This is a genomic window from Arthrobacter nitrophenolicus, assembly GCF_045833485.1.
GTDB lineage: Bacteria > Actinomycetota > Actinomycetes > Actinomycetales > Micrococcaceae > Arthrobacter > Arthrobacter nitrophenolicus.
In genome coordinates this window covers 3,155,545-3,180,587 of the sequence record NZ_CP174504.1, presented here as the reverse complement: position 1 = coordinate 3,180,587, position 25,043 = coordinate 3,155,545, and the positions used below count along the sequence as shown (strand labels likewise).

Below are 25,043 nucleotides of genomic sequence, written 5' to 3'. Positions count from 1 at the left end.
CGCGTCGCTGTCCGGGGCCTGCGTCCGGCGGCCTCCGTGCGCTCAAGTGTAGGACCGGCCCCGCCGGGTGTGAACGCGTACTTTCCGCCGCCCACTACCTGAGTACTTAAAAGCAAAACCGGGCAGTGTCCCTTGCCGTGATGCAATGCAACGGCAGGGGGCACTACCCGGTTGTAGGGGTGCTCGGCAGTTAGACGGTGACGCCCAGCTTCTCGAGGATCAGCTCGCGGACGCGTCCGGCGTCGGCCTGGCCGCGGGTGGCCTTCATGACCCCGCCCACGATGGCGCCGATGGCCTGGACCTTGCCGCCGCGGATCTTGTCGGCGACGTCGGGCTGCGCGGCGAGGGCGGCGTCGATGGCTTCCAGCAGGGGCCCGTCGTCGGACACGACGGCGAGGCCGCGCTTCTCGACGATCTCCGCCGGGGTGCCTTCACCGGCAAGCACGCCGTCCAGCACCTGGGACGCCATCTTGTTGTTGATCTTGCCGTCCTCCACCATGCGGGCGAGCTCCACGATGGTGGCGGGCTGGACGCCCAGCTGGCCGGGGTCCACGTCGGCGGCCTTGGCGCGGCCCACGATTTCGCCCATCCACCACTTGCGCGCCACGGAGGCGCTGGCGCCGGCGGCGATGGTTTCCTCGATCTCGTCCAGGACACCGGCATTCACCACGTCGCGGAATTCAAGGTCCGAGTAGCCCCAGCTGGCCTTGAGCCGCTTGCGGCGCTCGGCCGGCGGCTCCGGCAGGGTGGCGCGGAGCTCCTCCACCCATTCGCGGGAGGCGACCACCGGAACCAGGTCCGGTTCCGGGAAGTAGCGGTAATCGTCGGCGTCGGACTTGGCCCGGCCGGATGTGGTGGTGCGGGTGTCCTCATGCCAGTGGCGGGTTTCCTGGATGACCGGCTCACCGGAGTCCAGGACCGCCGCGTGGCGCTGGATCTCGTAGCGGACGGCGTGTTCGACGGCGCGCAGCGAGTTCACGTTCTTCGTCTCGGAGCGGATGCCGAAGCGTTCGCGGCCGTGCGGGCGGAGCGAGACGTTGGCATCGCAGCGCACGTTGCCGCGTTCCATCCGGGCGTCGGAAACGCCGAGGTTCTTCACGATCTCGCGGACCGCCGCGACGTAGGCCTTGGCGAGTTCGGGGGCGCGGGAACCGGCGCCCTGGATCGGCTTGGTGACGATCTCCACCAGCGGGACGCCGGCACGGTTGTAGTCCACCAGGGAGAAGTCGGCGCCCTGGATGCGGCCGGTGGCCCCGCCCATGTGGGTCAGCTTGCCGGCATCCTCCTCCATGTGCGCGCGTTCGATTTCCACGCGGAACACGGTGCCGTCCTCGAGTTCGACGTCCAGGTAGCCGTCGTACGCGATGGGTTCGTCGTACTGCGAGGTCTGGAAGTTCTTGGGGGTGTCCGGGTAGAAGTAGTTCTTCCGGGCAAAGCGGCAGCTCTCGGCGATCTTGCAGTTGAGCGCCAGGCCGATCTTGATGGAGGACTCGACCGCCGTCTTGTTCACCACCGGCAGGACGCCGGGCATGCCGAGGTCCACCTCGTTGACGTTGGTGTTGGGCTCGTCACCGAAGACGTTGGGCGCGGAGGAGAACATCTTGGTCTTGGTGTTGAGCTCCACGTGGACCTCGAACCCCAGGACGGGATCGTACTTCTCCATGGCCTCTTCGAAGCTGAGGATTGCGTCGGTGGTCATTATTTTGCCTCCTGGGTTTCGAGGGCCGCGGTACCGGCAAGGTCGGGGGCCTGGGCAAGCAGCGGACCGCCCCACTTGGCCTCGAGCAGGGATTCCAGGACGGCGCCCACGCGGTACAGGCGGGCGTCCTCCCTGGCGGGTGCGAGCAGCTGGATGCCCACGGGCAGCCCGTCCTCGTCCGCCAGGCCGCCGGGCAGCGACAGGCCCGGCACGCCGGCCAGGTTGGCCGGGATGGTGGCGACGTCGTTCAGGTACATGGCCAGCGGATCGTCCAGCTTCTCGCCGAGGCGGAAGGCCGTGGTGGGCGCCGTGGGGGAAATCAGGACGTCGGCCACGGTGAACGCGGCGTCGAAGTCCCGCTGCACCAGGGTGCGGACCTTCTGCGCGGAGCCGTAGTAGGCGTCGTAGTAGCCGGCGCTCAGGGCGTAGGTGCCCAGGATGATGCGTCGCTTGACCTCGTCGCCGAAGCCTGCGGCACGGGTGGCACCCATGACGCGTTCGATGGTCATGGGACCGTCCTCGGGCAGGACGCGCAGGCCGTAGCGGACGCCGTCGAACTTCGCGAGGTTGGAGGACGCCTCGGACGGCATGATGAGGTAGTAGGCACCCAGGGCGTACTGGAAGTTGGGGCATGAAACCTCGACGATTTCCGCTCCGGCTTCACGCAGCAGCTCCAGGGAATCGTTGAAGCGGTTCTCAACGCCGGCCTGGTAGCCCTCGCCGTGCAGTTCCTTGATGATGCCGATCCGCAGGCCTTCGACGTTGCCGGTCTTCGCGGCGGCAACAAGGTCGGCCAGCGGGTCGGGCAACGAGGTGGAATCGCGGGCGTCGTGCCCGCCGATGACCTGGTGCAGGAGTGCCGAGTCCAGGACCGTCCGGGATACCGGGCCGATCTGGTCCAGCGAGGAGGCCATGGCGATGGCACCGTAACGGGAGACGCTGCCGTAGGTGGGCTTGACGCCAACGGTTCCGGTGACGGCGCCGGGCTGGCGGATGGATCCGCCGGTGTCCGTGCCGAGGGCCAGGGGCGCCTCGAAGGCAGCGACGGCGGCAGCGGACCCGCCGCCGGAGCCGCCGGGGATGCGGTCCAGGTCCCACGGGTTGCGGGTGGGGCCGTAGGCCGAGTGCTCCGTGGAGGAGCCCATGGCGAATTCATCCAGGTTGGTCTTGCCCAGGATCGGCATCTTCGCGGCGCGCAGGCGCTCCACGACGGTGGCGTCGTACGGGCTGTGCCAGCCCTCGAGGATCTTGGAGCCCGCCGTGGTGGGCTGGCCGATGGTGACGATGAGGTCCTTGACCGCGATGGGCACGCCGGCCAGGTAGTGGAGGGCCTCGGCCTCCGGGCCGCCGGCGGCGCGGATGGCATCCACTTCGGCTGCGACGGCGAGCGCTTCCTCGGCGTTGATGTGCAGGTACGCGTTGACGCCGCGTTCGCCGCCGTCCACTTCGGCGATCCGGTCCAGGTGCGCCTGGACGACGTCGACGGCCGTAACTTCGCGGGCGCGCAGCTTCTCGGCCAGCTGGGCGGCGGAGAGCCGGATCAGGGTGGCGGCGCTGGTGTTCTGTTCAGTCATTGTTTAGTCCTCATCCAGGATTGCCGGAACCTTGAAACGGTTGTCGTCGGAATCCGGAGCACCGGAGAGTGCCTGTTCCGCCGTGAAGGTGTGGCCCACAACGTCCTCGCGGAAAACGTTGCTCAGCGGGATGGGGTGGGACGTGGCCGGCACGTCGTCTCCGGCGGCTTCACTGACCGACTTGATCGCATCAACGATGACGGCGAGTTCTCCGGCCATCCTGTCCAGCTCATGAGCACTCATCTCGATGTGAGCGAGCCGCGCGAGATGCGCAACGTCGTCACGGTTGATCGCAGCCATGGATCTCCCCTGCAAAGTTCGGATTGGTTTCCGATCCATTCTAGTGGGCAAACAAAGATGCCCGTCTGACGACCCCCAGCGGGCGTCAGACGGGCACCTTTATGCCGGGGTCCCTGCCGAGGCAGTGACCGCAGGCAGCTACAGACTAACCGATACCGATGGCTCCAGTCAGCATCCCGATTCCCAGCATGACCAGGGACACCACGGCGCTGCGCCACAGTACCTTCTTGTGGTGGTCGCCCAGGTCCACCTTGGCCAGGGACACCAGCAGCAGGATGGCCGGAACCAGCGGGCTCTGCATGTGGAACGGCTGGCCGGTGATGGAGGCGCGGGCCATTTCGGCGGCGCTGATGCCGTAGTGCGCGGCGGTCTCGCTGAGGACGGGCAGCACGCCGAAGTAGAAGGCGTCATTGCTCATGAAGAACGTCATGGGGATGCTGAGGACGCCGGTGATGACGGCCATGAACGGGCCCATGCTGGACGGGATGATCTGCACCAGCCAGGCGGACATGGCTTCCACCATGCCGGTGCCGGTCAGCACGCCGGTGAGGACGGAGGCGGCCATGACCATGCTGACGACGGCGACGATGGACGGGGCGTGGGCCACCAGCTGGGTGCCCTGGTCCTTGACCTTGGGGAAGTTCACCAGCAGGGCGATGGCGGAGCCCACCATGAAGACGTAGGGCAGCGGGACGAGGTCGGCGATGAGCATGCCCATGACGGCGACCGTGAGGGCCAGGTTGAACCAGAACAGCTTGGGGCGCAGGGTGCTGCGGTTGGGGTCCAGGGCGGTGTCCGCCATGGCCGTGTCGCTGTCGTCCACCAGGTCTTCGGGCCGGTCCAGCACCGCCACGGATGAACCTTCCGGGGAAAGGCCGCCGGTGGCGGGGGCTGCTCCGCCAGGCGCGGTGACGCCGGGGGTGCCGCCGGTGCGTCCGCGGCCGGTTCCGGAACCGCCGCCCGCGGAGCCGGCGGAAGCGCCGCCGTCGAACTTCTCGGCAGTATCCGGGACGCCCCAGATTTCAGGCTGGGTGGCGCGGAGCCGGTTGCGCTCCTGCAGGCCGAGGAGCCAGGCAAAGGCGAGGACCACGGCAACGCCGGCGATCAGTGACGGAAGCATGGGGACGAAGACGTCGTTGACGTCGATTTCCAGTGCGGTGGCGGCACGGGCGGTGGGGCCGCCCCAGGGAACGATGTTCATGGTGCCGTTGGCGAGGCCGGCCACGCAGGTGAGGACCACCGGGCTCATCTTGAGACGCAGGTAGATGGGCAGCATGGCTGCGGTGGTGAGGATGAACGTGGTGGAGCCGTCGCCGTCCAGGGACACGGCGGCTGCCAGCAGGGCGGTGCCCAGCACAACCTTGGCGGGATCGTTGCCCAGCTTGCGGAGGATGAACTTCACCAGCGGGTCGAACAGTCCGACGTCGATCATCAGGCCGAAGTAGATGATGGCGAACATCAGCAGCGCCGCGGTGGAGGTCATGGACTTCATGGAATCCAGGACCATGTCCCCGATGCCCAGCCCGGCACCGGCGAAAAGACCGAAAACGGTGGGGACGATGATCAGCGCCAGCACTGGCGTCAACTTTTTCGTCATGATCAGCACCATGAATACCGCGATCATGGCGAATCCAAGTATTACCAGCACAGCCGGCTCCTTCTTGTGAACGGCACCACAGCGTTGTGATGCGTGCTACAGACTGTAGGGTGGCCGCCGTCACGGCAGTGCCTTTGGCTCAATTGATTGGCATACTGCTTATTGGGAGCATTTTGCTCATTCTGCTCACAGGCTGCCGCCACTGGTTCCGGTAGCCCCTGAGGGCACCGACAGCCCGTCATCAAGGAGGATCATGCAGCGTTCCGCGCCCCGCCCGCCGCTGCGGTTCTCCACCCAGACGCTGCTGCTGCAGGTGGCCGTGGTGCTGCTGGTGGTCCTGCTCAGCGCCGCCGTCCATGCGTGGCTGACCTATGACAGGGTGGGCAGCGAGGCCGAGAACCAGGCGCTGACCCTTGCCCGGACCGTCGCCTCGGACCCCTCGGTCCGGGCCGACGTGCAGGCCATCAGTGCGCGGGAGGGCACTCCCCCGCCTGCCGAACTCGCGGCCGGGCCCCTGATGCAGGCGGCCGAGGCCGCGCGGACCAGGACCGGAGCCTTGTTCGTGGTGATCACCGATGAGACGGGCCTGCGGCTGGCGCATCCCGAACCGGAGCGGCTCGGCGGGAAGGTCAGCACCGACCCCTCGGAAGCCCTGGCCGGACGCGAGGTCACCACCCGGAACACGGGGACGCTGGGCCCGTCCGCCGGAGCCAAGGTGCCCGTGTACGCGCCGGGCAGCTCCGCCGTCGTGGGCGAAGTCAGCGTGGGGTACTCGATGGAGACGGTAGGGCAGAGCGTGGCCCGGGACATCGGCCCCGTGGCCGGGACGGCGGCGGGTGCCCTGCTGGCCGGCGTGCTGGGCTCCTTCCTGCTGCGCCGCCGGCTGCAGCGGCTGACGCTGGGCCTGGAACCGGAGGAGATCAGCACGCTGGTCCACGACCAGGTGGCGGTGCTGCAGGGCGTGGACGACGGCGTCATCGGCGTGAGTGCCGACGGCCGGATCAGCGTGTTCAACGCCGCCGCGCAGCGCCTCCTCGACCTGCCCGACCTGACCGGCGGGCGCTGGGAGGACGCCCCCGTCCCGGACCAGGTGAAGTCCCTGACCAGGCCCGGCACCGCAGGCAGCGACGCCCTGGAAGTCGTGGCGGGCGGGCGGGTGCTGGTGGCCAATGCCCGCAAGGCCCTGCACCGGCGGGAGGACCTTGGCTGGGTGGTGATGCTCCGCGACCGCACCGAACTGCAGGAACTCACCCGCCAGCTGGACGCCGTGGGCACCATGTCGACGGCGCTGCGCGCGCAGCGCCACGAGTTCGCCAACCAGCTGCACACGCTGGCCGGGTTCATGAGCATCGGCCAGCACCGGCAGGCGCGCGAGTACCTGGCGCAGCTTGCCGCCACCGGCCCCCTCACTTTCCCGGTGGAGCAGGCCGAGCTCCTGCAGGACCCCTACCTCCAGGCGTTCGTGGGTGCCAAGGGCGTGGAGGCCGAGGAACGGGGCGTGGCCCTGCGGATCGGCCCCGAAACCCTGGTCCGCGGGCACGTCACGGAGGCGCAGGACGTCACCACCGTGCTGGGCAACCTGATCGACAACGCGGTGAACGCGGCGGTGGCCGGCGCCGCAACGGAACGCTGGGTGGAGGTGGAGGTGCTGGACGAGCCGGGCGGCGACGGCGGCACCCTCCACATCGTGGTCGCGGACTCTGGCGACGGGCTGGCGGAAGGGACGGACGCGGAGGCGATCTTCGCGGAAGGCTTCAGCACGGCGTCCGGGCCGCTGGCCCGGAACGGCAGCGGCGGACAGGGGTTTGGGCTGGCCCTGGCGCGCCAGCTGGCCCGGCGCCGCGGCGGGGACGTCAGGGTGCTGGACCGGGGCAGGCAGGGCGGGCCGGGGGCGGTCTTCATGGCCACCCTGCCGCGTACCACCGCGGGAAGCGCGGAGGCATCGGGAACTTTGGGGACACCAGGAACTTTGGGGACACAGGGAAGTTTGGGGACACCAGGAACTTTGGGGACAGCGCGCAGCGATACAGCGCCGCGAAGCGCGGAGATGAAGGGAGACAACAACGATGGCTGAGGATTTCCGGGTCCTGATCGTGGACGACGACTTCCATGTGGCCAAGCTCCACGCCGCGTACGTGGACTCGGTGGCCGGGTTCCTGGCGTTGGCGCCGGTGGGCACGGCGTCCCTGGCGCTGCAGGCCATCCACAGCCTGCGGCCCGACCTGGTGCTGCTGGATGTCTACCTGCCGGACGCCTCCGGCCTGGACCTGCTGCAGCAGCTCGACGTCGATACCGTCATGCTCAGCGCCGCCTCGGATGCCCTGTCCGTCCGGACGGCCTTCCGCCGCGGCGCGCTGGGATACCTGCTGAAGCCGTTCACTGCTGACGCCCTGTCGCAGCAGCTGCGGTCCTACGCCCGGTACCGCCGGCTGCTCTCCGCCCCGGGGGCACTGGACCAGGACGCGGTGGAACGCGCCAAGAGGTCACTGATCCCCGGGGACGTGACGCCGTCGGCGAAACCGCGCTCAGCCACTGAGGCGGCCGTACTGGAGTCCCTGGTTCCCGGCGAGCAGTATTCGGCAGCCGAAGTGGCCAGCCGGGTGGGCGTTTCCCGGGCCACCGCGCAACGCTACCTGTCATCGCTGGCCGACGACGGCGCCGTCGATATCCAGCTTCGGTACGGGAGCACGGGCAGGCCGGAGCACCGCTACGGCCTGCCCGCCGCGCCCTAGATTTTTCCTAGCTGGCGCTCTTCTGGGCCACGAGCTCGATTTCGACGAGCATCTTGGGGTCCAGGAACGGCAGCACATGCACCAGGGACAGGGTGGGGCGGATCTCGCCGAACACTTCGCCGTGGGCGCGGCCTGCCTCTTCCCACTTGCTGATGTCCGTCAGGTAGAGCTTGGACTGGACGACGTCCTCAAAGCTGAACCCGGCGTCGGCCAGGACCTTGCCGAGCTTCTGCAGGATGAACTGGGTCTGCGTGTAGAAGTCATCGCCCACGATGCCGTCCTCGCCGCTGGCAGCGGTGGCCGAGATGTACAGGGTGTTGTCCACCTGGACGGCGCGGGAGTAGCCGAGCGTCTGTTCCCAGACGGAACCGGTGCCGAAGGTTTTGCGCATGGTGGGGCCTTTCAAATGCCGGAATGGGGTCGGCACCACTGTAGGGCTGCTACAGGTCCAGCCGGTAAACCAGCAGCTTTGTGTCGGTTCCGGGGACGAACCAGTCACGCTCCGGCACCCGGCGGAACCCGGCTTTGCGGTACAGTCCGTGCGCGCTCTCCCATGTCTCCCCCGTGGTGAGGGCGACGCCGGTAATCCCGGGCAGGGACCGGGCGTGGTTGATGATGGCATCCACCATGGCCTTCCCGGCTCCGCTGCGCTGCACGGCGGGGTCCACCACCAGCATGCGGAACTCGAGCTCATCCGGCAGCGCGATGTCCGCGTACGGTTCGCCGGCGGTGGCCAGCGTCACCGATCCCACCACCTCGCTGTTCCGCTCCGCCACCCAGATGGTGGCCTGCCCGGCGCGCAGCGCAACATCCTGGATCTTGCGCATGTACGGGTGTTCGGCGTCGTCGAAGTAGCCCGCTGCGAGGTAGGAATCGCGCGTAATGCGGGCAACGGCGTCGTAATCGGCCTCGACGGCGGCACGGATGGTGATCTGCGGTAGCACCCGTCAATGGTAGTGGCGGCTGCCGCTTCCCCGGCCCGAAAGGGCGCTTTCCGTGACTGAACTATCACTACCAACTATCACTACCGGCGGAAGCCGGGCTGCCGGGCCGCCTGCCCGGTCCGCCTAGAGCGGGAACCTGCCGGGCCGCCTGCCCGGGTCCGCCTAGAGCGGGAACTTGCCGGGCCGCCTGCCCGGGTCCGCCTAGAGCGGGAACTTGCCGGACAGCTCCAGGCCGGCGGCGCAGGTCCAGGCGTCCAGCCGTTCGGCATCCGAGGGACCGCCGTCGAGCGGACTGGCCAGCCGCGGCCGACGCACCCAACAGCCGGCTTCTTCCGCGATGAGCGCACCGGCGGAGAAATCGTGCTCGTTGAGCCCGCGCTCGCCGTAGGCGTCATGGGTGCCGTCGGCCACCATGCACAGGTCCAGGGCGGCCGAACCCAACCGCCGGACGTCCGCGAACCCGTCCATGAGGCCTGCCAGCGCGGTGGCCTGGTCGGCGCGGACCGCAGGATCGTAGCTGAAGCCGGTGGCCAGGATCTGCCCCTTCCGGCCGGGGACCGGCCCCTCCAGCCGGGTGACCCTGCCGCCCTCCTCCAGCCAGGCGCCCTGGCCGCGGGAGGCGTAGTAGGTGCGGCCCAGCGCCGGGGCGTTGACCACGCCGGCCAGCCACGCGCCGTCGGCGTCGGCAACCGCCACCGACGTGGCGTAGTAGACGATGTTGCGGATGAAGTTGGTGGTGCCGTCCAGTGGATCGATGGACCAGCGGTAGCCGCTGGGCGCCTCGGGCCGGGTGGTTCCGTGTTCCTCGCCGGTGATGCTGTCGTTCGGGCGGGACGCTTGGATGACCCCGCGGACGGCGTTCTCGGCAGCGACGTCGAACGCGGTGACCCAGTCCCCCGCGGCGCCCTTGTTGCTGGGAGCCAGGGTGTCCCCGTTCCTGGCGGCAAGCACCTCGGCTCCGGCCGCGGCGGCGGCCTTTGCCACGGCCAGAAGTTCTGCAGGGGTGGTCATGCCGTTGCCTCCACGGTGTCCTCGTCGGTTTCCGTCCCTGCCGGCGCCCCCGCACCATCACCTGCCAACGCGTCAGGGCCGCCTTCCAGCAGTTGCCGGAAGCCGTCCTCGTCAAGCACCGGAATCCCGAGCTGTTCGGCCTTGTCCAGCTTGGTGCCGGCGCTTTCGCCGGCCACCAGGTAGCTGGTGTTCTTCGACACCGAGCCTGCTGCCTTGCCGCCCCGGACCAGGATGGCTTCCTTGGCCTCGTCCCGGCTGAAATTGGGCAGGGACCCGGTGACCACCACAGTGAGGCCCTCGAGGGTGCGCGGGGTGGATTCGTCGCGTTCGTCCGCCATCCGGACTCCTGCCGCAGCCCAGCGGTCCACGATCTCCCGGTGCCAGTCCTCCGCGAACCATTCCTTGAGCGCCGCGGCGATGGTGGGCCCGACGCCGTCCACGTGGGCAAGGTCCTCCTCGGAGGCTGCCCGGATGCCGTCCATGGTGCCGAAGGCCTGCGCGAGCGCCCGTGAAGCCCGCGGCCCCACGTGCCGGATGGACAGCGCCACCAGGACGCGCCAGAGCGGCTGGGCCTTTGCCTTTTCCAGTTCCTTGAACAGCTTTTCAGTGGTGGCCGTGGGCTTGGACGGCGACTTGGCCGTGCCCTTGCTGTAGAAGTACGGCACCAGTTCGTATTCGCCGGTGCCCACACCCTTGGAGCGCTTCTCGCGGCGGATCTTCACCGGGGCGAGGTCTTCCGGGGCCAGGTCGAACAGGCCTGCCTCGGAGGTGAGCGGTGGAACCTCCGGCTCGGCCGGCTGTGTCAGCGCTATGGCGGCCTCCCAGCCAAGCGCCTCGATATCGAACGCGCCGCGGCCGGCGAGGTGGAACACCCGCTCACGGAGCTGGGAAGGGCAGGATTTCGCGTTGGGGCAGCGGATGTCCACGTCGCCCTCCTTGGCCGGGGCCAGGGGCGTGCCGCAGGAGGGGCATTCGGTGGGCATCACGAAGTCCCGCACAGGTGGGTCCTGCTGGTCTCGCAGGGCCAGGACCGGGCCGACTATTTCCGGAATGACGTCCCCGGCCTTGCGGAGGATGACAATGTCGCCGATCTTCACGCCCTTGGCCTTGACCACGTCCTGGTTGTGCAGGGTGGCCATCTCCACGGTGGAGCCGGCAACCTTGACCGGCTCCATCATGCCGAAGGGGGTCACCCGGCCCGTGCGGCCGACGTTGACCTGGATGTCCAGGAGCTTGGTGTGCACTTCTTCCGGCGGGTACTTGTAGGCCACGGCCCAGCGCGGCACGCGGGTGGTGTAGCCGAGGGCCCGCTGGGTGGCGAAGTGGTCCACCTTGATGACGATGCCGTCGATCTCGTGGAGCAGTTTGTGGCGCTGGGCGCCGTACTTTTCGATGAACGCCAGGACGTCCGCGCGGCTTTCCAGCACCTCGAAGTAGGGGCTGACGGGCAGGCCCCAGCCCTTGAGCAGGTCATACGTTTCGGACTGGCTGCGGGCTTCAAGCCCCTCGCGGGCGCCGATGCCGTGGACGAACATCTTCAGCGGGCGCTTGGCGGTTTCGGCCGGGTCCTTCTGGCGGAGCGACCCGGCGGCGGCGTTGCGCGGGTTGGCCAGCGGCGCCTTGCCCGCCTCGATCAGTGCCTCGTTGAATTCCGCGAACTCCTTGGACGGGATGAACACCTCGCCGCGGACTTCCATCTCTGCCGGGAAGCCCCCGCCCTCAAGCTGCTGCGGGATTTCCTTGATGGTGAGCACGTTGTGGGTGATGTCTTCGCCGGTTGTTCCGTCGCCGCGGGTGGCTGCCCGGACCAGTTTCCCGTCCCGGTACAGCAGGTTGACGGCCAGGCCGTCGATCTTGAGTTCGGTGAGCCAGGCGGCCCTGGCCGCGCCGTCGCCAAGCTTTTCGATACTTGCCTCCGCCCTGTTCAGCCAGGCTTCGAGCTCATCGATGGAAAAGACGTCTTCCAGGCTGTACATGCGCTGCAGGTGCTCGACTGCCGCGAAAGCGGCGGACACCTCGCCGCCCACTTCCTGGGTGGGTGAATCGTTGGCGACCAGTTCGGGGTGGAGCGCCTCAATCTCCTCGAGGCGGCGGAAGAGGGTATCAAACTCGGCGTCCGATACCAGGGGCGCGTCCTCCTGGTAATAGGCGAACCGGTACTTCCGGACGAGGTCCGCCAGGTTCTCGTATTCCTCGCGGAGGGAGTCCGAAGGGATGGCGTCCGGGCTGCCGGGGCTGCTGTTCCTGGGGGCTGTCTTTTCTGCGGGGCCTGGTCCTGTGCTCACAGACCTATCTTGCCTTACACGTGTGACAGGACGCCGGTTAGTGCGCCCGGAGGCGGGTCCTGCCCCACCAGATGAAGGCCGCACCGCCTGCTCCCATCAGTAGGGTACCGGCTGCGATGGGAAGCAGCTCGGGACCTCCGGCGCCGGGTCCGGCGGCCGGGGTTATGCCGGCTGCCCGGGTTGCGGTGGCAGACCGGGTGATGGGCGTATTCCAGTCCGGCGCTCCGGACGCCACGGCCGGCGCCGCGGAGCCGGTGACCGCGGCGGCAGTTTCTGTGACTGCTCCCTCCGGTGCCGCGTCTTCGGTTGCATCCGTCCCGGAGGACACGGCGGCCTGCGCCGCAGTGGCCGGGGATGCAGCGGGTTGTTGGGGCCCGGCGGGTGCTTCCGCAGCGGGATTTCCCGGCTGCGCAGGGGCCTCGGCCGGAGCTTGGGTGGGGCGTTCATCGCCGGTGGGCTCCGGCCTGCCGCCGCCCAGGACGGGCAGGCACACAAGGCCGCAGTCTTCGGCCGGGGCGTCCGTTCCCGGTGTGGTGGCAGGCGATGGTTCGGGGGAATCGGCACCTGCCGGTCCTGCCGGGAAGAGGATGGCCATGGCCAGGACTAATGCCGCTGCGGTGGTGGACACAACGCGGAGGGCCGGGAAAGTCGGGGTCATTGCTACCTTTCGATGCGCGCAGTCCCCCACCGCGGCTTTTCTGGTGTCCCCGGCAGTCTTCTACAGCCGGACCCGGGGCCGCAAATCCGCGCTCTGCCCTGGACTGTGCCCGGGCGGCCGCCCGCCTGCTGCCCGGCAGGTGTCAGTGCGCGCGGACGCGGTTCCTGCCCCACCAGGCGAATGCTCCCCCGCCGGCGCCCACCAGGAGCACTCCGGCCGCGACGGCCGGGAGGTTGGCACCGTCGGACCCTGCGCCCTGCCGGGTGACAGCGGCTGCCTGGGTGGCTTTCGCGGACCGGGTGACGGGCGTGTTCCAGTTTGAGGACGACGACGGCGTGCCGCTTGAGGGGGCCGTGGCGGACGGAGTGGCTGACGCCCCGGTTTCCGTTGGCCCGGCTGCCGGCTCGGCCGGCATCAGTTCCACGGAGGCAGTGGGGGCCGCAGGGTTCGCGGCCGGCGTGGAGGGGGCTGCGGTACGGGGCGCGGCTGGCGCCGCGGGATCGGGTGCGGCCGTTTCCGAGGGATCGTCCTCGGGCTTGGCCGTCCGGGTGGGGCGCGCTTCCGGGGTCCAGGTTTCTGTGGGTTCCTGCGCACATTCCTGTCCGCAGCCGGGGGCAGTGGTGGAGGTTTCCGAGCCTGTCGGTTCGGGGGATTCTGCCAGTGCTGCGCCCCCTGTGGGCAGCGTTATCGAGAGTGCCAGCACGGCTGCGGTGGCTGTTGCCGAGGCGGCGCGGATCAGCGGAGTGGACGGGGTCATGGATACCTTTCGGTGCGCGCAGTCCCCCGTCTGCGGCTTTCTGGTCTCCCAGCAGTCTTCTACAACACGCCGGAAGGCCGCAAATCCATCGAATGTGCGGCCCTCCTGCGTAAGGCGTGCTAGTCGCGGTTTTCCGGCGGCAGCGCCACCTGGATTTTGCGGGCTTTTCCACGTCCCACCACGTAGCCCCTGCCGGGGATGAATTCCGGGCTGACCCGGCCCAGGGAGGTGTTCAGGAGGCTGTCGCCCTCAATGTCGCCCGGGTTGAGGAGCAGGCCCCGCCGGCCGGATTTGAACGGCTGGGCGAGCTGCCAGGCGGAGGACCAGGTGGACGTTTCGGATTCGCCCACCACCCACTGGTCAGCCTTGATGGAGGCTGTGACCAGCTGGGCAACGCCTGATTCGGCGAGCGTGTCCGTGAATTCGGTCAGCCCCTCGATGAAGATGGCCAGCCTGCCCGGATTGCCGGAGGAATGCTCCACCAGCTCCTCCACCACCTCGGCCAGGTCGTCGGGTCCCACGACGGACCGGTTCCACAGGGGCAGCGATGCGACGGCGGAGCGCCGCGATCCGAGGTAGATCAGCTCGGTATCCGGATTGGACCGGCGGAGGGCGTAGGCCAGGGTGACCAACGCCACGGTCCGGCCGGCGCCGGGAGGACCTGCCAGCAGCAACGGCCCCCGGGCCATGACCGCCGCCGGCTCCAGGGTTTCGTCGTCGACGCCGATGACGGGCATGTCGGGACCGCCGGCCGGCAGGACGTCCAGGTCCACCTGTTCGGGGAGCCGTTCGATGCCGGGTGCGGTGTCCAGGCCCTGGCGCAGCATTGCCTCGCTGAGCTTGTGCACCTCGCGCGCCTGCAGGGCGAGGTTGGAGTTCCCGCCGAGCACGGCCAGCTGGACCTCCAGCCCGTCCAGCAGTCCGCGGCCCGGGGGCGAGCCGGCATTGAGGACGTCGCGCGGCACGTCCATGGAGATGTAGTCGTCCTCGGAGGACAGGCGCAGGACCAGGCGGCGCTGGATGGAGGCAAGCAGGGACGCCGGCACCGAGTTGGGCCGGTCTCCGGTGACCACCAGGTGGATGCCCAGGGTACGGCCGTCGGTGGCCAACTGCAGGAAAATGTCCCACAGCCCGGACAGTTTGCTGTGTTCGTAGGCTTCCCGGAAGGCGGACATGCCATCCACCAGGACGAAGATCCGCTTTTCGTCGGGCCGGTTGGCCAGCCTGCGGTACTCCACGATGGTGGAGGCCCGGACTTCGGCGAAACGGGCAGAGCGCTGCTCCGCGATGTCGCGCAAAAGGCGCAGCAGCCTGCCCACGCGTTCCACGTCGTCGCCGTCGATGACTTCGCCCACATGGGGCAGTTCTTCCAGCATGCTCAGCCCGGACGAGCCGCAGTCGATGCCGTACACATGGACGGGCCCGCCCCGCGGCGTCACCGCGGCGGCGATGGCGATCCCGCGGAGGGCGGCCGACTTTCCGGAACCGCCCGTCCCGTAGATGGCCATGTTGCCGTCCTTGTCCGGCTCGTAGAAGACCGTGGGCTGGTCCTGCCGGGCGGGGTCGTCGGCCACGCCGAGCAGCAGGCGTTCATCGGTGCGCGGGTTGGGCAGCCTGGAGAAGTCGTAGGTCTTGGCCAGTTCGTCCAGCCACGGCTTCCGCGGCGGCCGGATGCCCAGGGTGCCGGCCGCCCGGACAATGTTCGCGGTCATCCGGGCGATGTCGTTCGGCCCCGCGGGTTCGGCCACCACCGGCTTTTCCGGGGCGGGCGGTTCCCAGCTGGGTCCGGACCCGAACGCCATTTCGACGATGTCGATCTGGGGCCGCTGAGGTTTGTCGGTGGTCCAGCCGCCGGCGTAGCCGGTCTGGAAACCCTGGATCCGGCCCGGGCCGGTCTTTGCGGCGCCGCGGCCGGGGATGCCGGGGTCGAAGTAGGCGGCGTCGGGGACGCCGAGGATGTCGGTGGCGTCGTCCTCGTCGGCCATGCGCAGGGCCACGCGGAGGTTGGTGTTGGCCCGCAGGCTGTCCTTGATCACGCCGGCGGGCCGCTGGGTGGCCAGGATGAGGTGCAGGCCGAGGGACCGTCCGCGCGCGGCAACGTCCACCACGCCGTCCACGAACTCGGGAACGTCGTTGGCGAGCGCCGCGAATTCGTCGACGATGATGATGAGGTACGGCGGAGCCTCGGGGTCTGCCTCGCGCTGCAGCGCGAGCAGGTCCTTCGCCTTTTTCCGGTTGAGGAGCTGCTCCCGGTAGTGCAGTTCGGCGCGGAGGGACGTCAGGGCGCGGCGCACCAGGTGCGGCGAGAGGTCCGTGACCAGCCCCACCGTGTGCGGAAGGTTGATGCAGTCCGCGAAGGCGGCGCCGCCCTTGTAGTCCACGAACAGGAAGCTGACGCGGTCCGGGCTGTAGGCGGCCGCCATGCCCATGACCCAGGACTGCAGGAACTCGGACTTGCCGGCGCCGGTGGTGCCGCCCACCAGGGCGTGCGGGCCCTCGTTCTTCAGGTCCAGGTAGAGCGGCTCGACGCCCTTGGAACCCACCAGGGCGCGGAGTGTGCCGTTGTCCTTGCGGTTGGCCACGGCGGTGGCGTGGACGGAGTTGTTCTCGGTCCAGCGTTCGGCGACGGCCTGGGGGTTGTCCAGGAAGTCCTTGCCGATCAGGGTGGCGTAGGAGACGGCCCTTGGGAGGTCGGAGTCGTCGTTGACGGGCTTGCCCACATCCAGGACGGGGGCGAGCATCCTGGCCAGCTGCCCGGCGAGTTCGGCGTCCACGCTTTCGCAGCTGACGGGGTAGGTGTGCCGGCCGAGGCGGACCTGCCCGGTGGTGGTGCCGTGGTCGCCGTCCACCACCATGAAGTCGCGGCAGGCCGCCGGAAGGGCCTGGATGTCCGTGGCCACCCAGAGCACGTGGACGCCGGAGTCCGGTCCGCGCTCGGCGAGCCGGGTGAGGCGGCCCCGGTCCACGGGCGCGTCGTCCTCGACGATCACCAGCACGGACGGCAGGACCGGCGCGTCCACCTCGTGTTTGGCCGGATCCACGTCCGGCCGCAGGTCCGGGCCGGAGCGCCTGGCGGCGGCTTCCCGCGCGTCGAGCAGGTCCTCAAGGCGGGCCAGGAGCGAGGACCCGCCCGCGGACCCTGCGGCCAGGTGGTCGCCGGAGAGCGGACTGTGGCCGGAACCAACGTGGGGCAGCCACTGGAGCCAGTTCCAGCGTTCCCGCGACTGGGCGGAGGTGATGGCGGTCAGGATGACTTCCGCCGGCGAATGGAGGCCCACCAGCTGGAGCACCATGCCGCGGGCAACATCGTCCACCAGGCCGCGGGCGCCGGCGATGCCCAGGGACCCGGAGGTACGCAGCTGGGACACCACCGGGACGCCCTCGATGTCCCGGAACTGCTTCAGGCAGTCCTGGATCTCCCGCGTGTACTCCACCTCGGTGTCGTTGTTGGACGGCTCCTCCAGCTGCAGGCGCGAGGGCGCCGTCCCCATGCCGAACCTCAGTCCCAGGAATGAGGCATGCTCCGGGCGGTGGGTCCACAGCAGCGGGCCCAGTTTGTAGATGGCGTCCACGGTGTCGCTGACCGAGGGCGCCTCTTGGAGCCGGACGGCGCGTTCCACCTTCTGCAGCTCGGTGATGTCCTCACGGAATGCCGCCATCGAGGCCCGGAAATGCTTGAGCCCGTCCTTGCGGAGGCGCCGGTTGCGCATCTTCTGGTCGACGTAGTGGCCCACGATGAACAGCGGCATCATCAGCATGAACGCCACTGAGAGGGCGTTGCGCGTCACGGCGAAGATGACCGCGCCCATCATCAGCGGGGCGATCAGCATGATGTACGGGAAGGGCTGGTCCTCCGGGCGTTTCGGCCCGGCCGGCACCACCCGCTTGGGTTCCTCGAACCGGGGCACCACGCGCGGTGAGCGGTTGAAGTCCACCATGGGCGACGTCGGCGCTGCCGCATGGTTGTGGCCCAGCGGAACCACCGTCACGGTGGTGTCGCCCAGGGTGACGGTGTCCGAGGAGTTCAGGGTTGCGCGGGTGACGGGGAGCCCGTCCATCAGGAGCCCGTTGGCGGAGTTGGTGTCAACGATCTCCACGCCCTCGCCCACGGTGATGCGGGCGTGGCGTTTGGAGGTGAGGGGATCCGTGAGCCGGATGTCCACGTCCCGGTCCCTGCCGATGTAGCTGGTGCCGGTGGGCAGCGGGAATTCCCGTCCGACGTCGGGCCCCGACAGCACGCGCAGGGTCGCCGCGGCGGGGCCGCGGCTGGTTCCGGGTTCGTGGAACTGTTCGCTCACCTGGGCCAGCGAAACGACGGAGCCGGGGCGCAGGCCGGATTCGAGGAGGTTGTCCGTGCGGGTCAGGACATTGCCGCTGATCCCGGCGCCCACGAATGCCTCGTCGATGCGCAGGGACAGGTTGTCCGGTGCGGGGGTGCCCTTGCGCTCCGGGTCCGCGGCCCACAGCACCGCGGCGATGTCCGCCACGGTGGCGAGGCCGTCCACGGTGACGGCAAGGTCCTTGGCCTCGGCCGGCTCGCGGCGGAGGGTCAGCCGGATCCTCATCCTTCGTCCACGCCCCTCATCTTCTCCAGGAGGTAGAGGTCGTCAGGCGTCACCAGGTGCGAGGTCACGGCATGCTCCACCAGCCGGGCGCGGCGGTTGGTGGCGAGCTTGCCGCCGCCGCCGCGCAGCCCCGCCACGCCCACGCGGTCAAGTTTGTCGCACACGTTGTCCAGCTTCCGGTTGAAACGCGTCAGTGCCCAGCCCAGGGTCTTGGCTGCCGCAGCCGACGACGGGATGGCGCTGAAGCCCGTGCCTTCCCGGCGGAGCATGGGTTCGGCGAGCGCCACGATGAGGGCCTTCTGGGAATCGGTGAACACCACCGGCCCGATGGTGGTGTCGCCGCTGACGCCGCCCTCGCGCGCCTCCTGGCGGAAGGACGGGGTTTTCAGGTGCACGGCGAACTCGTAGGTGGTGGGTCCGGCCGTGAAGATGATGTTGGTATGGCTGAACACCAGCGGGATCCTGGCCCCGGGCGAAAGCCACGCCTGCATGCCGCCGGAGGCATCCGCCACTGTGGCGGACAGCATGCTGCCCACGTTACTCAGCCACCAGATGCCGTCGTAGCGGGCCACCTGCAGGAACTGCCGGTGCAGGTACGGGTTGTCGTCGACTTCCAAATCGCCTTCGCGGCCGATGTTGAAAACGTCCTCGTCCGACGGTTCGTACCATTCCCCACAGAAATCTATTGCTAGATCCCCCATGTTCCGTGTCTCCTTCCGGGCAGTCCCCGCGTGAACAGGATCGCCGGTCCGTTGTGCCGGGTCATTTGTTGATGCAGGCGATGGAGTCATCCTCCAGCGGGGAGAATGCCCCGTCGCTGCGGACGATCATCACCTGGAGGCAGGTGGGCACGGCAGGATTGAGGGCCACCTGGACAGTGGTCCCCGTGGTGGCCTGGTACTCGCTGCTCTCCCCCACCGCGTAGACACGCCACTTATACGTGTCGCCGTCCTTGGGCTGCGGGTTCTCCCAGGTGAACGTTGCTTTCCCTTCGGCGTCCACCACTCCCTTGAGGCCTGCGACATCCGGCACGGTGCCGTTGTCCAGGGCGTCCGCCGGCGGCTTGCTGGCCTGCTGGGTCTCGGCCGCCCGGGGCGTTTCCGGGGCGGCGTTGGCCACCACCAGGCCCACGACGGCGGCCAGGGCAAGCAGGGTGCCCCCGGAAATGGCCAGCCAGAGGTTGCGCCTGCCGTGGTCGGGAGCCTGTGCCGCTGTAGGGTCGTCCGCTCCGGGCGGCGGCGTGGCCGCCCGCTGGATAGTGGCGTCGGCTGCACCCGTGTAGCCGGCCTCCGCAGCATGGGCGGGCGGGGCTGCCGGGCCGGTGTGGTCCTGGTTGCCGCGCAGGACCGTGGCCTGCGCCCAGTCCTGCGGGCCGCCGTCGGGCGCTGCGGCGGTGCCTGTCCCGGCACCGGAGCGAGTCCCGGCGGCGGTGGAAAAATGCTGCCGGGCAGCGGTGGCGGCAGCATCGGGGACCGGTCCGGCGGAAGCGGGCTGGGGCCGGGTGCGTGCCGGGAAGGTGGGCGCGCTGCCCGTCCGTTCCGGGTCGATGGCGGCGATGCTCCGGACCCGCGTCTCCTCGACGCCTTCGTCCGGATGGCTGTCCTCCTGGTGCGGCTCCTCGAGTACCTCGAAGGGAGTCACGGACAGGTTCAGCTCGGCCTGGATGCGCTGCAGGGCCAGGGCGAACGCGTGCGCCGACGAGTAGCGGGACTGCGGCGACTTGGCCATGGCTGTGGCGAGGGCAAGCTCCAGCGATTCCGGAACATCCGCCCGGCCGAGGCGGGGCAGGGGGATGTTGCTGATCCTGTTGATCAGCTCCCGCTGGGAGTTGTCCGCCCCGGGCAACACGAAGGGCGACCGGCCGGCCAGGAGCGTGTACAGCGTGGCGCCCAGGGCCCAGACGTCCACCATCACCCCGTCCACGCTGCCGTCCCTGAACTGCTCCGGCGGGGACCACGGGATGGACATGCCCGAATCGTCGTCGGAATCCCCGGCCAGGGTGCCCGAGATGCCGAAGTCGGTGAGCGCGGGCCGGTTGTAGTCCGTCACCAGGATATTGGCGGGCTTGATGTCGCGGTGCGCGATGCCGGCGCGGTGGGCTGTCTCGACGGCGGATGCCACCTGGATGCCGACGGCCAGGACCTCGTCCACGCTGAACCGCTGCCGGCGGTAGCGGACGTCCAGGCTGGGCCGGGAGCAATACTCCATGGCCAGGTAGGAGTGCCCGTCATCGGTCACTTCCGCCTCGAAGATGGTGACGATGTAGGGGTGCGAGGACAGCTGGGCCATCAGGTTGGCCTCGGACTCGAAGCGGCGGCGCGCGCCTTCGGTCTTCAGGTCCGAGACGAGCACCTTGACGGCGACCTTCCGGCGGGGCCGGTCCTGCTCGTAGAGGTAGACGTCGGAGAACCCGCCGGAGCCGAGCAGGCTGATGTACGTGAACCCCGGGATGCGGGGCGGCGGCGCTACAGGCCGTTTGGAACTCAAGGAATCTCCTCAAAACGCAACGAGATGTTGTCGCCGAGCTCGGCGATGTCGCCGTCCAGCAGGATGGCCATCTCGTTCTGGGCAAGGCGCCGCGGCGGCTGGCCCTCCCGGACCAGGACGGTGCCGTTGGTGGCCTTCAGGTCGCAGAGCATGACGTGCCAGCCCTCCAGGCGGACCTCCACGTGGGAACGGGAGATGTCGCCGCCGGGGCTTGCCACCTGCACCAGGCGGGGCATGACGCCGCCCTGCACCCGGGACACCGACGGCTGGCGGCCGATCACCAGGGATTGGTCCAGGTCCAGCAGTTCGCCCGTGGACATCCGGACCCGGCCCAGCCGGGGACGCGCCACCTGCACGGCATCCGGCAGCAGCACCGCACCGCAGGCCGAGCACTGGGCGCGGGTGGGCGGATTCGCGTGGCCGTGGCCGCACACCCGGGCCAGCACCATGGGACCGTCCGGCTCCTTACCCTCGGCATCCTCCACCGGCATGGCTGGCGCAGGCCGGGCCGCAGTGCCGGCGAGGCTGCTCTTCATGACTGTCTGGCCGTCGTGGTCGCCGTCGAAGCCGGCCCCGGCGGCCTCCGGGGCATCCCCGGCCGGTCCGGGTGCGGACGATGGCGGGACTGCGCCGAAAACGGGCGCCGGCGCCACAGCAGACCCGGCGTCCGGGGTCCGCCACGGTACGGAGTCGATCAGGACGCCGCCTGGGACAGGATGAACCGGGACGGGAGGAACCTGGACAGGAATAACCGGGACGGGAGGAACAGGGGCGGGAGGACCAGGGGCAGGCGGGGGTGGAGCAGGCTCCGCAGGGCCAATCCCGGCGGTTTCCAAGGAAGGACGGCCGGCAACCGGACCCAAGGCGGGCGCCAGGGCGGGTCCGTTCCCGGCGTGTTCCTCCTCCGGGTCCTCCCGCACGGCGGCATCCTCGATGTTCCGCATCACGGTGCGCTCCCACAGATGGTCGTAGGAACTGGTGTGGTCGGTGGCAGGCGCGGACGCCGGCATTCCCGCTGGTTCCTGGCCGGAGTCCGGCCCTTCCAGGGGGTCCGACTCATCGTCAATCACGCCAAGGACCGTTTCCGAGGACACTCCCTGGTCCGGAAGGATTGTCACATCGGGATCGATGGGGTCAGGGTCGACGCGGTCAAGACTGACGGGGTCAAGATTGACGGGGTCAAGGTTGATGGACCCAGGGTCGACGCGGCCAAGGTTGATGGGTTCAGGGTTGATGGACCCAGTGTCAGCCGGTTCAGGGTCAGCCTGCTCAGGGTCGACGGCGGCCGGGGCCGGTTCGTCAGTGACAACCGGCTCGGCGGCTACCGGCTCACTGTCGGCAGGTTCTTCGACAACCGGTTCGGCGGCGGCGGGCGCGGGAACATCCTTGATGGTCTGCCGCACATCCGCGTTGCCGTCCGGGTCCACCACAAGGGCCGTCGCGGAGGTCCCGGTGGCGAGGGCCGGCTGGTCCGCCCCCAGCCCCAGGCTCAGCGACTGCAGCAGGACCACACCTTCGCGCAGCGGGAGTTCAGGCAGGCCGGCGGCCCCGGCACCGGGAATGGTGAGGGTGCAGGGTCCCGGCAGCGCGAAGCGGCGCTCGGTCCAGGTGGTGACATCGCGCCCGTCGAGTTCCACCGGCCCCTGCGGCTGGCTGACGGTGAGGTCCAGCCCGCCGCGGAGGAAAACCCGCAGGGACCCGTTGAAGTCCAGGATTCCGAAGGAGGGGATGCTGGCCAGTGACCCGCCCGAGCTGCTGGTGACGGCGTGGAGCACTTCGTGGACCTCGGGACCGTCCGCCAGCAGGTCCCAGAGGGCCCCGGCGAGGGCAGGCGGGGTGTCGGGACCCAGGAGGACAGCGGTGCCGGAACGGACAACGCCGAACCAGGAACCCGGGATGTAGCTAGTGCCGGCCATCGTGGCGTTCCCCTCCGTCAGCCGCATCCTGTCCTTCACCGGTGTTCGTGGCCGGCGCGGTGTCCGTCTGGGGTGCGGGTGCCTGGTCCCGCGGGAGTGTCACTTCGTCCTCTGCCGCGGTGTCGTGCCGGGGCGCGGTGGTGGCGGCACCGGCGTCGTTCAGGACGTTCCGGGCGTCCACCACGATCACCGTGACGTTGTCCCGGCCGCCGTTGCGCAGGGCTGCCTGGATGAGGGCATCCACCGCATCCTGGGGCTGGCCTGCGGTGCTGAGGATGCGGTGGATGTGTTCGTCGCCCAGTTCGGAGGTGAGCCCGTCGGAGCACACGAGGATCCGGTCCCCCTCCTCGACAGGAAGGAGCCAGTAGTCGGCCTCGGTCTCGTCGCCTGTGCCCAGGGCGCGGGTGACCACGTGGCGGCGCGGGTGGACAGTGGCCTGCTGGGGCGTGATCTCCCCCGCATCTACCAGTTCCTGGACCTCGGAGTGGTCAACGCTGATCTGCTCGAATCGGCCCTGGCTGAGCCGGTACGTCCGTGAGTCCCCGATGTTCATCACCAGCCAGTACGGCACACCCATCTGCTCCACGACGACGGCACCTGTCAGGGTGGTGCCGGCACGGGCGCCGGTGGCTTCGCGGATGGAGAGGTCGGCGTGGACCAGGTATTGCTGGAGGACCGCGGCAGTGGCCGTCCGCTCGCCGGTGGTCAGCTGGGGCATGGCGGCCAGGGCACGCACGCAGATGCCGCTGGCGATCTCGCCGGCTTCATGGCCGCCCATTCCGTCCGCCACGGCGAAAACGGGGTCGGAGGCGATGTAGGAATCCTCATTCAGCTCCCTGCGGAGTCCCCGGTCCGTCCCGTAACCGACGGTTAAGGTAAGGCCCCGTCCCGGTTGCATGGTTGAGGAATCGCTGGCGGGCTGTTGGTTCATGCCTGTCCTAGGTAAAAGGTTCGGTCTCCAAAATGGACGCTGGAGCCGGGGGTAACAAAGCTGGGGACGCCCGGCACCAGTGCCGTGCGGTGTCCGTCGGGGGTGGTCACGGCGCTGCCGTTCGTTGAATTCCGGTCCGTGACCCAGATCCCGGCTCCGTCCGTGAGCAGGTGCAGGTGCGTCTTGGAAATGGAGCGGCCGGGGTCGTCGACGGCGAGCAGCTGGGCGTGCTGTTCCCCCGCCTGGCCCACGGGGTTGCGGCCCACCAGGACGTTGCGGTCCAGCTGGAAGTCACGACCGTCGTCGAGCCGGATCCGCAGGACCGCCACGGGCGCGGGGCCGGAGGCACCGGGGCGCACCTGGGTGCGTTCGACGTCGTCGTCTAGGGAGGGCGGCACCTGGCCCTCGGCGGGCGGCGCGAAGGACGCCGGGGTGGTGTACGGCATGGTCTGCGAGGGCAGCGTCTGGAAAGGCGGAGCCTGGGCCGGCGTCGGAGTTTGTGGAGCCACAGTCTGCCGAGGCGGAGCCTGGGCCGGCGTCGTCTGCGGAGGCAGTCCCGGACCGGAATCGCGCTGGGCCTGCAGCGGCGCCTGCGCATTGATGATCTTGGGGGTCGCGGCACCCGCAACCGGGGAAAGCACCGGCTGCACGGGCGGCAGGTCCAGCGGCGCGAAACTGTAGGGGCCCTGGATGCCGCCGGTGGTGATGGGGTCGCGGCCTGCCTTCACGTCAAAGGCAAGTGTCTTGGCCACGGCGTCATGCCAGCCCCGCAGCCCGCCGTTCTTGTCCCAGCTGTTCGAGACCACCACTGTCACGGCCCAGCCGGCGCCCGCAAGCAGCAGCGGCCCGAGGATGAAGAGGGCAGCGCCGAACCATTGGAAGACCACCACCAGGATGGCCGCGAGGACCGCCAGGAGGATGCCCGCCCCAGTGATGAGGCCGCGCAGGAAGACAGCACCCGCACCGGGTGCGTAGCCGTCGTTATCAGCGCTGCGGATGCCCATCAGCAGGTTTCCCGGCGTTTTCCCGGTCCGGGCCTCCAGGCCCATGACCACCAGCAGGTAGGCCAGGGTCAGCGCCAGCCCGATGCCGCCGAACAACACCAGCGACGCCGTGTCGTAGGTGATGAAGCCGCCGCTGCGGGTACGGGTGATGCCGGCGAAACCGACGGCGAACGTCACCACCAGGACGACCAGCGGCGGGAGCCAGTCGATGACGGCGGCGCCAAGCCGCTTGCCCGCCGTGGCAGGAACCAGCTGAAGGTTTGTTGCCATTCCCGTTCCTCCCCCTGGAGCGGCCCCCACCTGCCCGGTGGAACCGCCGGCGCTCCCCAGCCCCGTGCCCGCGATGCCCGCGGCCTGCTGTGCCGGGGGCGTTTGTACTACCGGGATAGTACCGGGAATCGCCGGCACATGCGCGGCGGGCAGCCCGGTCCTGGGGTCGATGGCCCCGCTGGAACCGTTGGCCCCTCCATGGTCCTGGTTGTGGCGGCTGCGCGCCGCACGGTTGGGAAGGGGCGCCCCGCAGGCGGTGCAGAACGCCGCCCCGGTGCGGACTGTTTGCTGGCAGCGCGGGCAACGCACGGGA

At 69.3% G+C, this 25,043-nt stretch carries 18 protein-coding genes and 1 pseudogene; 2 read left to right on the top strand and 17 right to left on the bottom strand.

Annotated features, from left to right (window positions below; translation table 11 throughout):
• Positions 1-190: 190 nt before the first annotated feature.
• From gatB to ACJJV6_RS14650, 4 genes are all read right to left on the bottom strand, one after another.
• Complete coding sequence (gatB, locus tag ACJJV6_RS14665) at positions 191-1,699, bottom strand: Asp-tRNA(Asn)/Glu-tRNA(Gln) amidotransferase subunit GatB (protein ID WP_354175497.1); 1,509 nt, start codon at positions 1,697-1,699, stop codon at positions 191-193.
• A complete protein-coding gene (gene gatA, locus ACJJV6_RS14660; protein ID WP_354175495.1) occupies positions 1,699-3,273 on the bottom strand; it encodes an Asp-tRNA(Asn)/Glu-tRNA(Gln) amidotransferase subunit GatA in 1,575 nt (524 codons plus the stop codon). The genes gatB and gatA overlap by 1 nt, the downstream gene beginning before the upstream one ends.
• Positions 3,274-3,276: 3 nt before the next feature.
• On the bottom strand, positions 3,277-3,573 hold the full coding sequence (gene gatC, locus ACJJV6_RS14655; RefSeq protein WP_009359679.1) for an Asp-tRNA(Asn)/Glu-tRNA(Gln) amidotransferase subunit GatC: 297 nt from the start codon (positions 3,571-3,573) through the stop codon (positions 3,277-3,279).
• Between the two features lie 145 nt (positions 3,574-3,718).
• The gene (locus ACJJV6_RS14650; RefSeq protein ID WP_407709302.1) at positions 3,719-5,221 is read right to left on the bottom strand and encodes a CitMHS family transporter; all 1,503 of its coding nucleotides are present in this window, start codon (positions 5,219-5,221) and stop codon (positions 3,719-3,721) included.
• Between the two features lie 202 nt (positions 5,222-5,423).
• On the opposite strand from ACJJV6_RS14650, the gene ACJJV6_RS14645 reads away from it, so the two are divergent.
• On the top strand, positions 5,424-7,244 hold the full coding sequence (locus ACJJV6_RS14645) for an ATP-binding protein (RefSeq protein ID WP_009359466.1): 1,821 nt from the start codon (positions 5,424-5,426) through the stop codon (positions 7,242-7,244).
• On the top strand, positions 7,237-7,902 hold the full coding sequence (locus ACJJV6_RS14640; RefSeq protein ID WP_009359465.1) for a response regulator: 666 nt from the start codon (positions 7,237-7,239) through the stop codon (positions 7,900-7,902). Before ACJJV6_RS14645 ends, ACJJV6_RS14640 begins: the two co-directional genes overlap by 8 nt.
• Positions 7,903-7,909: 7 nt before the next feature.
• Here the strand turns inward: ACJJV6_RS14640 and ACJJV6_RS14635 are convergent, their stop codons facing one another.
• The 13 genes and pseudogenes from ACJJV6_RS14635 to ACJJV6_RS14575 all read right to left on the bottom strand — a co-directional run.
• Complete coding sequence (locus ACJJV6_RS14635; RefSeq protein ID WP_009359464.1) at positions 7,910-8,293, bottom strand: RidA family protein; 384 nt, start codon at positions 8,291-8,293, stop codon at positions 7,910-7,912.
• A 49-nt stretch (positions 8,294-8,342) separates the two neighbouring features.
• Positions 8,343-8,846, bottom strand: coding sequence for a GNAT family N-acetyltransferase (locus ACJJV6_RS14630; protein WP_407709301.1), 504 nt, complete (start codon positions 8,844-8,846; stop codon positions 8,343-8,345).
• Positions 8,847-9,047: 201 nt separating this feature from the next.
• Positions 9,048-9,857 (bottom strand): inositol monophosphatase family protein, encoded by an 810-nt coding sequence (locus ACJJV6_RS14625; RefSeq protein WP_009359462.1) that lies wholly within the window; start codon positions 9,855-9,857, stop codon positions 9,048-9,050.
• Positions 9,854-12,142 (bottom strand): NAD-dependent DNA ligase LigA, encoded by a 2,289-nt coding sequence (ligA, locus tag ACJJV6_RS14620; RefSeq protein ID WP_407709300.1) that lies wholly within the window; start codon positions 12,140-12,142, stop codon positions 9,854-9,856. Before ligA ends, ACJJV6_RS14625 begins: the two co-directional genes overlap by 4 nt.
• A 37-nt stretch (positions 12,143-12,179) precedes the next feature.
• Positions 12,180-12,800, bottom strand: coding sequence for a hypothetical protein (locus ACJJV6_RS14615; protein ID WP_407709299.1), 621 nt, complete (start codon positions 12,798-12,800; stop codon positions 12,180-12,182).
• Between the two features lie 142 nt (positions 12,801-12,942).
• A complete protein-coding gene (locus ACJJV6_RS14610; RefSeq protein WP_407709298.1) occupies positions 12,943-13,557 on the bottom strand; it encodes a hypothetical protein in 615 nt (204 codons plus the stop codon).
• A gap of 119 nt (positions 13,558-13,676) precedes the next feature.
• A complete protein-coding gene (locus tag ACJJV6_RS14605) occupies positions 13,677-18,122 on the bottom strand; it encodes an FtsK/SpoIIIE domain-containing protein (protein ID WP_407709297.1) in 4,446 nt (1,481 codons plus the stop codon).
• A complete protein-coding gene (locus tag ACJJV6_RS14600; RefSeq protein ID WP_009359457.1) occupies positions 18,119-18,823 on the bottom strand; it encodes a hypothetical protein in 705 nt (234 codons plus the stop codon). The genes ACJJV6_RS14605 and ACJJV6_RS14600 overlap by 4 nt, the downstream gene beginning before the upstream one ends.
• A 61-nt stretch (positions 18,824-18,884) precedes the next feature.
• Positions 18,885-20,609 carry a serine/threonine-protein kinase gene (locus tag ACJJV6_RS14595; protein WP_407709296.1) on the bottom strand — a complete coding sequence of 575 codons (1,725 nt, stop codon included), beginning with the start codon at positions 20,607-20,609 and terminating at the stop codon, positions 18,885-18,887.
• Positions 20,606-22,525, bottom strand: coding sequence for an FHA domain-containing protein (locus ACJJV6_RS14590; RefSeq protein ID WP_407709295.1), 1,920 nt, complete (start codon positions 22,523-22,525; stop codon positions 20,606-20,608). The genes ACJJV6_RS14595 and ACJJV6_RS14590 overlap by 4 nt, the downstream gene beginning before the upstream one ends.
• Positions 22,512-23,456: a PP2C family protein-serine/threonine phosphatase gene (locus tag ACJJV6_RS14585; protein ID WP_407709294.1), complete on the bottom strand. Its 945-nt coding sequence runs from the start codon at positions 23,454-23,456 to the stop codon at positions 22,512-22,514. The genes ACJJV6_RS14590 and ACJJV6_RS14585 overlap by 14 nt, the downstream gene beginning before the upstream one ends.
• Positions 23,453-24,730 (bottom strand): RDD family protein, encoded by a 1,278-nt coding sequence (locus ACJJV6_RS14580; RefSeq protein WP_407710510.1) that lies wholly within the window; start codon positions 24,728-24,730, stop codon positions 23,453-23,455. Before ACJJV6_RS14580 ends, ACJJV6_RS14585 begins: the two co-directional genes overlap by 4 nt.
• Before the next feature lie 243 nt (positions 24,731-24,973).
• Positions 24,974-25,039 (bottom strand): annotated as a pseudogene (locus ACJJV6_RS14575) (zinc-ribbon domain-containing protein); the annotation flags it as partial.
• Positions 25,040-25,043: the final 4 nt, after the last annotated feature.

Excerpts from the sequence above, each read along its gene's own strand:
- ACJJV6_RS14635 (WP_009359464.1), bottom strand. The coding sequence starts at position 8,293 with ATGCGCAAAACCTTCGGCACCGGTTCCGTCTGGGAACAGACGCTCGGC.
- ACJJV6_RS14610 (WP_407709298.1), bottom strand. The coding sequence starts at position 13,557 with ATGACCCCGTCCACTCCGCTGATCCGCGCCGCCTCGGCAACAGCCACC.
- ACJJV6_RS14605 (WP_407709297.1), bottom strand. The coding sequence starts at position 18,122 with ATGAGGATCCGGCTGACCCTCCGCCGCGAGCCGGCCGAGGCCAAGGAC.
- gatC (WP_009359679.1), bottom strand. The coding sequence starts at position 3,573 with ATGGCTGCGATCAACCGTGACGACGTTGCGCATCTCGCGCGGCTCGCT.
- ACJJV6_RS14645 (WP_009359466.1), top strand. The coding sequence starts at position 5,424 with ATGCAGCGTTCCGCGCCCCGCCCGCCGCTGCGGTTCTCCACCCAGACG.
- ACJJV6_RS14640 (WP_009359465.1), top strand. The coding sequence starts at position 7,237 with ATGGCTGAGGATTTCCGGGTCCTGATCGTGGACGACGACTTCCATGTG.
- ACJJV6_RS14600 (WP_009359457.1), bottom strand. The coding sequence starts at position 18,823 with ATGGGGGATCTAGCAATAGATTTCTGTGGGGAATGGTACGAACCGTCG.
- ACJJV6_RS14580 (WP_407710510.1), bottom strand. The coding sequence starts at position 24,730 with ATGGCAACAAACCTTCAGCTGGTTCCTGCCACGGCGGGCAAGCGGCTT.
- gatB (WP_354175497.1), bottom strand. The coding sequence starts at position 1,699 with ATGACCACCGACGCAATCCTCAGCTTCGAAGAGGCCATGGAGAAGTAC.
- ACJJV6_RS14625 (WP_009359462.1), bottom strand. The coding sequence starts at position 9,857 with ATGACCACCCCTGCAGAACTTCTGGCCGTGGCAAAGGCCGCCGCCGCG.
- ACJJV6_RS14585 (WP_407709294.1), bottom strand. The coding sequence starts at position 23,456 with ATGAACCAACAGCCCGCCAGCGATTCCTCAACCATGCAACCGGGACGG.
- ACJJV6_RS14590 (WP_407709295.1), bottom strand. The coding sequence starts at position 22,525 with ATGGCCGGCACTAGCTACATCCCGGGTTCCTGGTTCGGCGTTGTCCGT.
- ACJJV6_RS14615 (WP_407709299.1), bottom strand. The coding sequence starts at position 12,800 with ATGACCCCGACTTTCCCGGCCCTCCGCGTTGTGTCCACCACCGCAGCG.
- gatA (WP_354175495.1), bottom strand. The coding sequence starts at position 3,273 with ATGACTGAACAGAACACCAGCGCCGCCACCCTGATCCGGCTCTCCGCC.